Source organism: Oleiphilus sp. HI0080 (assembly GCF_001635135.1).
In genome coordinates this window covers 1-7,245 of record NZ_LWFU01000313.1, presented here as the reverse complement: position 1 = coordinate 7,245, position 7,245 = coordinate 1, and the positions used below count along the sequence as shown (strand labels likewise).

Sequence of the window (7,245 nt, the reverse complement as noted above, 5' to 3'; positions counted from 1 at the left end):
AGAATCGCGACGAGAGCGACTAAAATATAGAGGCTGGATGATATCAGTAATGCCAAAATGATCGCCTTGGGCATGTTTCTTTCGGGCTCTTTGACCTCCTCAACAATGTTGACCATGTCTTCAAACCCAACGAAGGCGTAAAACGCGAGGAATGCGCCAGCGAGAACAAGCGCAAGTTCGTCTAGGGATGTTGGAACAAAGAGCGCTTCAATGGAGAGGTTGGTCGCATCTATCTGTCCGCCGCCAACGAACACGACGAGTATGAGGCCGCCGATTTCAATTAAGGTGACGATCGTCGCTGCCCACAGTGATTCTGCAATACCCCAAAGTGCAAGCCCCGTCATGAACACCACAACACAGATGACCGCAATCGCCGCCGGCACTTCGATGAAGGTCTGCAGATAACCTACGAATCCATTGGCGAGTGTCGCACAGGAAACGACGCCAGTGAGCACGACGAGTAAACCGACGAACCTCGTTAGGTTTGGTGTGCCAAATGCCTGATCGACGTAATAGGCTTCCCCTGAACTCCTTGGGAGCATCACGACTAGCTGACAGTAGCTTAGTGCAGTAATACCGGCAACAACCGCAGCAACCAGAAAAGCAAGCGGGGCAAGGAATCCAGAGGCGGCGGCGATTTTGCCGACGAGAACATAAATGCCCGCGCCGAGTATCGTGCCCAAACCATAAAAGAGTAAAAGTGGAAGCGATATTCGACGGGCTAGTGCGTTGTTATGCTGCATACGATTGTGGTCCATGCTTTGGTCGTTGTGGTTATGAATGCTGCCTAATCTTCGCCCCATAGGAACTTGATCGCCTCAGCCTCTTGCTCAAGTGGAAAGCATTTAATATCCATAGACCGGAAGATCTTATCTTCGATTGTGACAATGGGTTTTATCCACTTGCTATCGGTAACGACGGCAACCCGCTTGATGTTTGAAAAGCCGACCTCTCGCAGATATTTGAACTCTTCTATTAAGGCGGTTAGGGACACGCCATCAAAGGACTCGATGCGCTCAAGAATCACAATATGTTCGTTTTGTTTTGATTTCTCTCTTGCAACATTCAGAATAAAATCCATGTTGTCTTCGGTGATTTTTCCAGAAACTGAAAAAGCCACTGCGTATTCAATGCCAATTTCTAAGAGCTTTATCATGACGTTGATCTCCTCGTTGTGTGAGTGAGTTGAGTTCTTATCGCGTACTTTAACTGTTTTGATTCGGAGAGAGATGAGCTGAATCAAGCCACCGAGTAATAGCTAGCGCACGTAAGGACAGGCGATTAGATTAGGGCACGCTGGGTGTTTTCAGAAAGAAATTGCGGCGTTGTCGGGTGTTTGAGTAAGATGGAGATATGCACTCTCTCGCTCATTTTTATCGGCATCGTCCACCCACCATGCTTAAAATGGGCTTGCAGCCTATTAACGATGATGAATGGATCGAACCTTTCTCTCTCGCGACTCTAGAGCAGCTTATCCAACACAAGCAAAGCGAGCTAGAGGCGGGTAGCGGGGCTCTTTTTGCTCACGCGAAAGCCGCCGATACTGTGTATGAATTAGAGCACGTTTTGTTCCGATACCTTGCGGGCAATCCATCTGCCTATCCTGCTGGTGGCGGCAAAAGAGCATTGAAGGGGCAAGCTTCTCGATCCGTTGAACGTGTCTTAGCAAATATCACTTTCTGGTTGCCTGACGACATATGCATTCTTCAGCCGCAATCCGATCTTGGGCAGGAAGGGGGCGATTACGTTTTAACGGCAGCCAGTGTTTTGAGTCCAAGCCATTGGCGCCCTGCAGAAAAATTTCTCAAACCGCTTGCTGCAATTCATGAGCCGATACCGGGGTTTGATCTAACGCTGACCCCGAAGATTACGCGCTTTTTCAATCACTTAAAGGTGGGTAAGGCCGTTGTTCGATATAACTGGGGAATACAACCAGGCGACGCATTGAACTGGCAGACAGAGAACGAGCCCAACTTACTAGAAGAAGCGACAATACACTATCGTAGTGAGAGACAAACCCTGATGCGTCTGCCAAATACAGGTGCGGTGGTATTCTTTATTCGTATTGATCTATGCCCGCTTAGCGAGCTTGCAGAACGTTACCAAGACCCATTGGCTCTAGACAAACTAAAGGCCTTTGTTCGAGATATGCCGCCACAACAGAAAGCGTATAAAGGGATCGAACGATTTCCTTGGTTGTTCTCTTAAGCGATCAACGTCGCGCTCAGCCACCAATACGCAACGGGTGTTCTGTCGCGCTGGGCAGTGCAGCCGCAAGCAAACCCCATCCAAATACAATTAACAGCACTCCGCCTGCGATTTGCAGGTAAAGGCCTGTGTTGGCTAGAAATGTTGCAGAATCCGGCGAGGGTGATTCAATCAAACGTTCAAAAAAGCTGCGAGCAAAAACGGTTCCCGCGGCAATGAGCGCGATCGATATGCCCGTTCCGAAACCCATTGCGAACGTGGCGAGCACACCAAATTCATAAGCATCGACAAGGTAGGCGTAGGTGAGGACGATCAATGCACCGGAGCATGGGCGTAGCCCCATAGAAAATACGAGCGTGAGATTCTGAAGCCAACTAGTATCTTCTTTTACTTCAATCGTATGATTGCAGCCACAACTATCGGTATGCTGGTGCTCATGGTGCTCATGGTGCTCATGGTGCTCATGGTGCTCATGGTGCTCGTGCGAATGGCTGTGGGTGTGTGCTTGTTGCTCGTTGCGTAGGCTTATTATCAGCTTTCGTCCTGCCTTGAATAGGATGAAAATACCAAGAGAAATCACAAGGCCATAACCTACAAGTGTGAGCTGTTCGCCCATGCTATTTACTTCGGCGAAGCTGAATTGCAGCACTTGGCCTATCACGCTGACTAAGATAACCGCCACAAGTGCTTGCAGCATTGCAGCGGCAAAAGAAAGCGCCGCCCCTTTTTTGACTGTCGCCCCCTGAGTCCCAACGTAGGTCATGATCACGGCTTTACCGTGTCCTGGGCCAATTGCGTGAAATACGCCATAGAGAAAGCTAAGCGTTATCAGCGCGGTGCCGTATACAGCGGGTTCGCTAGCAACATTTGCCATGTGCTGTGAAAGTTTGCCGTGGAGTTCTTTTTGCTGGCTGGTGATATAGATCATCCAGTCAGTCCAATTTAAGGTTGCCCAGTAGATCAGGCCCACTAAACAGGCGCCACCAGTTGCCAATATAATGTTGAAGGGGCGCTTAAGTGATGTTTCTAGAGACATGTAACATATACTCGCTCTGCAAATTTGTTACCTAAGCCATCCGTGTTTCGTTGGGATTTGTCCAAGCTATCTGCATAAGCGATGGTTTCGGCGAGCGCTGTCGGTATAAAAAGCTCTTTGCCGCATTCCGCGTTACCTGAGTTTGTGATCGAGATGTCACCCACAGATTTATGATTCATCGCGATGTAATAGGTTGGGTCGAACACCGACCACGTGACTTTTTTATCAACGATATCCAGTGGTTGCTGAAACTTAAGCTCCAGATCGAGTGTCATCACGCTAATAGGTGGGTGGCTTTCCACGGTTAGGTTGGCGTGCTCTGCTATGGGAATGTCGATGCGATTGCCATCAATTATAAGATTCGAAAAATAATCGTAGCCGCTGAGGTTTTCGCTCATTTGCTCCGCCATGAGGACAAGGCCTATTTGCTCGCTCTCGTGTGTGTTTTTTACATGTGCAAGTGTAAGCATCGAATACACGCTATCGAACTCTCACGATTTTTTGATTTTAATCAATTGGTTCTGTTTGTTAAGAACAAAGTGGGTCGAGACACTTATCCAGTTATGCGGATGCGCAAAAAGATTTGAGCTTGGCGTTGCAAGCCCTAAACAAAGCAGTAATCCGAGAAGGTGGTTCTTGAACATGTAAGCGTCCGAGAAGATAAAGTCCTCTTTTGTGTATTTTGACGTATCAATAGACAGAAGCAAACGATTCATAACAAAACTATGAAACACTAAACATTTGTAAGCTGGATCTATTATGGGTGTAGTCTGCTATGATGTTGTTTTTTAGTATGTCGTGTCAGGTATAAATGTTTTATGGGTAGTAATAAGGACAGCAATCAAAGCAGTAAACCAAAGATTCTCTGGGTAAATGTACTCTTCTTTTTGATTACCGGTTTGTTTGCCGTGGTGGTCGTTCCTTGGTACGGAATCGTAGAGGGTTATGATTTATTTCAAGTCGTCGCGGCTCTTTTATGTATGGGTTATTGCGGTATGTCTATTACTGCCGGTTACCACCGCCTGTGGTCGCATCCGACATATAAAACCAAGAACTGGATCAAGGTGATTTATGCCTTGGGCGGCGCTTTTGCCATGCAAAATAGTGCCTTGCATTGGTCTTCTGATCATCGTGTCCATCATCGCTATGTTGATCAGAACGATAAAGATCCTTATTCGGCCAAGAGAGGTTTTTGGTACTCGCATATGGGATGGATGCTTCGAGATTATAGTGGAGATCGCTATAACGATTACTCTAATGCGCCAGATTTAAAGCGAGATCCGATCGTGATGTGGCAACATCGTCACTATTTAAAGTTGGCAATCGCGATGAACTTCGGTATTCCATTTCTGATTGGCGTTTGGCACGGCGACATTATCGGTACGATGCTCATTGTTGGTTTTCTCCGCTTAGTGCTTTCCCAGCAAGTCACTTTCTTTATTAACTCCCTTGCACACTACTGGGGTTCTCAACCTTACACGGATAAAAATAGTGCTAGAGATAACGGTATTATTGCCTATCTAACCTACGGTGAGGGCTATCATAACTACCACCACTGTTTTCAGGCGGATTACCGCAACGGCATTCGTTGGTATCAATACGATCCAACAAAATGGTTTATTTTTTCACTAAGTAAAATAGGTTTGGCGAGTAATCTAAAGCGTTGTGGTCAACACAAAGTGGAAAAAGCGCGCGCAGAAATGGCCTTAAAGCATGTTCAAGACAAGCTGCGCTTTCATGCTGACGCAGAAGAAATCAGACAAAAGCTTGAGGCACAGTTTAATGATTTTGTTGAGGCACTTAACCGTGCGACAGAAGCACGAAAAGAATGGTTAGATGCCAAGAAATGCAAGATGCGCGAAGCGTATGAGAAGTCTGAGGCGATGCACCGTTACAAAGAACTTAAACAAGCGATGCAAGCACAGCGTGATGAGTGGAGAATGCTCGTAGCACAATATGCTTAGCGCTTGATTTAGAAGAGCTTAAGAAAGGCTTGGGGTGAACCAATTGGTATCGCATCAGGCCTATTTTTTTGTCTTGCGATCGGTGTACTCGATCAAGATCGCAAGTTTTAAATAATATGAAGAACGATAAAAAGTAATAGGGAAACACAAAATGATGCATTTTACTCCGCGTTGGATAGCGGCCTTTATGTGTGCGATAACCGTTATTTGTCTCACAGCCTGCAGTTCTGATGATGCATCAGTGACTCAGGCCGAAAAGGCCGAAGGCGCGATGTTTGAGCGTGCCCATTCGCCAACTTTGGGGCCGGATACGGCGCCGGTGACCATTGTGGAGTTTTTTGATCCCGCCTGTGAAGCGTGCCGTGCTTTTTACCCCTATGTAAAAGAGATTTTGAAGCGCCACCCTGATGATGTGCGCCTTGTGATTCGCTATGCAGCATTCCATCAAGGATCGGAGACTGTCGTGCGTTTGCTCGAAGCGGCGCGACAACAGCAAGTATATCAAGCGGTTCTGGAGACCTTGTTACTACAACAGCAAGAGTGGGCGTCTCACCATAGTCCTAACATTGATCGTGCATGGGAGTTGGCTGAGCAGGCGGGCCTTAATGTGAGCAGTGCTAAAGCGATGCTTAATTCTGAGGAAATGGATCAGTTGATTGCTCAGGAGGGTGCGGATCTTCGGGCTTTTAAGATTAATCAAACACCCACGTTTTTTGTGAATGGCCAGCCACTAGAGCAGCATGGGCCGGATCATTTGTATCAATTAGTGATAGGCGAGCTGTCTAAAGCGCAATAAGCATAGCTGCGGCTGTGGCTTGTGCTCAGGGGCTAGTGGTCTACTCGCCCCCGCAAGCTTTTCGTTCTGCTGTGCTTGGTTTTCCTATCCATGCGTTTTTTCTGCGAGTTGCGTGATGGCTTGGTGGGGCGTCTTGCTTTTTGCACGTAGCCTGCTTTTTGAACCAATTCTTGAAGACGGTTAAGCGCCTCTTGACGATTCTTTTCCTGAGTTCGAAACTCTTGAGCTTTAAGAATTAAGACGCCGTCTTTGCTGATTCGGCTATCGTTCATTGCCAGGAGTTTTTGTTTATAGAAATCGGGCAAAGAAGAGTGTTGAATATCAAAACGCAAATGAATTGCAGACGAGACTTTATTGACGTTTTGCCCGCCCGCACCTTGAGCGCGAATCGCTGTGAGCTCAATTTCGTGGTCAGGAATGACCACGCAATTTGAAATGACTAAGGGCATTGTCGACGTGCTTTGGTTGAGTAAGTAGTAATGGCGCCGTCAAGCAGGTTCGCGCAACGAGTAGCCTTACTTGGCTTTCTTGCTTTTCTTCTTGACGGTTGTTTTCTCGCCTTTTTTGTCTTTCTTTTTCTTTTTCGAGCCCGCGGCTTTGCCGGAAGCTTTTAGCTTTTTAGGGCCTTTGTAGAAGCCTTCCAGTGCTTTAATTCTTCGGCGGTCAAAGCGCTGATTCAAGAAGCGCTCGATACTTGCCATCAAGTTAAATTCGGCGGCCTCGATCAAGGTGACTGCCAAGCCTTTACCTCCCGCTCGGCCCGTGCGACCGATGCGGTGTACATAGATTTCTCCACGCCGCGGCATCTGAAAGTTAATTACTAGATCCATGCCTTCGATATCAAGGCCTCGTGCTGCAATGTCGGTCGCGACTAAGACTTTAACCTCGTCACGCCTTAATTTGCTCATTACCAGATTACGTTGTTTCTGATCACGATCACCGTGAAGAATTCCGGCATTAATATTCTGTTGCTGCATCAGGCGATGAACCTGATCTGCCTGCTCCTTTGAGTTACAGAAGATCGCGCAATGCTTGTATTCTTCGTTCTCGATTAGCCATTGAATAAGCTTGAATTTATGTGCTTTGTCGTCGGCAAAAATAATCTGTTGGGTGATCGACTCATGCTTGTCTTGAGTGGCGTTGAGCTCAATGGTTGCCGGATCGTCGAGAAGCTCATCGGCGAGCCCTCTGAGTGCTTTGTTGGCAAGCGTCGCAGAAAACATGGATGTTTGCATGCGCGC

Annotated in this window: 9 protein-coding genes; 3 read left to right on the top strand and 6 right to left on the bottom strand. The window is 47.3% G+C overall.

The window, feature by feature from the left end:
• The coding region (locus A3751_RS03545; RefSeq protein WP_156492235.1) for an APC family permease at positions 1-803 on the bottom strand (803 nt) is incomplete at its 3' end.
• Entirely contained in the window at positions 788-1,156 is a 369-nt protein-coding gene (locus A3751_RS03540) for an STAS/SEC14 domain-containing protein (protein WP_068452164.1), read from the bottom strand. The genes A3751_RS03540 and A3751_RS03545, both read right to left, overlap by 16 nt.
• A gap of 197 nt (positions 1,157-1,353) precedes the next feature.
• Here A3751_RS03540 and A3751_RS03535 point away from each other — a divergent pair, with 197 nt between their 5' ends.
• Entirely contained in the window at positions 1,354-2,208 is an 855-nt protein-coding gene (locus A3751_RS03535) for a DUF3445 domain-containing protein (RefSeq protein ID WP_068452160.1), read from the top strand.
• 16 nt (positions 2,209-2,224) lie between these two features.
• On the opposite strand, the gene A3751_RS03530 is transcribed toward A3751_RS03535, so the two are convergent.
• Positions 2,225-3,244 (bottom strand): nickel/cobalt transporter, encoded by a 1,020-nt coding sequence (locus A3751_RS03530; protein ID WP_068452155.1) that lies wholly within the window; start codon positions 3,242-3,244, stop codon positions 2,225-2,227.
• Entirely contained in the window at positions 3,235-3,714 is a 480-nt protein-coding gene (locus tag A3751_RS03525; RefSeq protein ID WP_068452152.1) for a DUF1007 family protein, read from the bottom strand. Before A3751_RS03525 ends, A3751_RS03530 begins: the two co-directional genes overlap by 10 nt.
• A gap of 348 nt (positions 3,715-4,062) precedes the next feature.
• On the opposite strand from A3751_RS03525, the gene A3751_RS03515 reads away from it, so the two are divergent.
• The gene (locus tag A3751_RS03515) at positions 4,063-5,208 is read left to right on the top strand and encodes a fatty acid desaturase (RefSeq protein WP_068452146.1); all 1,146 of its coding nucleotides are present in this window, start codon (positions 4,063-4,065) and stop codon (positions 5,206-5,208) included.
• A gap of 151 nt (positions 5,209-5,359) precedes the next feature.
• The gene (locus A3751_RS03510; RefSeq protein ID WP_068490007.1) at positions 5,360-6,004 is read left to right on the top strand and encodes a thioredoxin domain-containing protein; all 645 of its coding nucleotides are present in this window, start codon (positions 5,360-5,362) and stop codon (positions 6,002-6,004) included.
• 32 nt (positions 6,005-6,036) lie between these two features.
• On the opposite strand, the gene arfB is transcribed toward A3751_RS03510, so the two are convergent.
• Complete coding sequence (gene arfB / locus A3751_RS03505; protein WP_068452140.1) at positions 6,037-6,453, bottom strand: alternative ribosome rescue aminoacyl-tRNA hydrolase ArfB; 417 nt, start codon at positions 6,451-6,453, stop codon at positions 6,037-6,039.
• Between the two features lie 66 nt (positions 6,454-6,519).
• On the bottom strand, positions 6,520-7,245 hold a 726-nt coding region (locus A3751_RS03500; protein ID WP_255376071.1), incomplete at its 5' end, for a helicase-related protein.

Excerpts from the sequence above, each read along its gene's own strand:
- arfB (WP_068452140.1), bottom strand. The coding sequence starts at position 6,453 with ATGCCCTTAGTCATTTCAAATTGCGTGGTCATTCCTGACCACGAAATT.
- A3751_RS03535 (WP_068452160.1), top strand. The coding sequence starts at position 1,354 with ATGCACTCTCTCGCTCATTTTTATCGGCATCGTCCACCCACCATGCTT.
- A3751_RS03510 (WP_068490007.1), top strand. The coding sequence starts at position 5,360 with ATGATGCATTTTACTCCGCGTTGGATAGCGGCCTTTATGTGTGCGATA.
- A3751_RS03525 (WP_068452152.1), bottom strand. The coding sequence starts at position 3,714 with ATGCTTACACTTGCACATGTAAAAAACACACACGAGAGCGAGCAAATA.
- A3751_RS03515 (WP_068452146.1), top strand. The coding sequence starts at position 4,063 with ATGGGTAGTAATAAGGACAGCAATCAAAGCAGTAAACCAAAGATTCTC.
- A3751_RS03530 (WP_068452155.1), bottom strand. The coding sequence starts at position 3,244 with ATGTCTCTAGAAACATCACTTAAGCGCCCCTTCAACATTATATTGGCA.
- A3751_RS03540 (WP_068452164.1), bottom strand. The coding sequence starts at position 1,156 with ATGATAAAGCTCTTAGAAATTGGCATTGAATACGCAGTGGCTTTTTCA.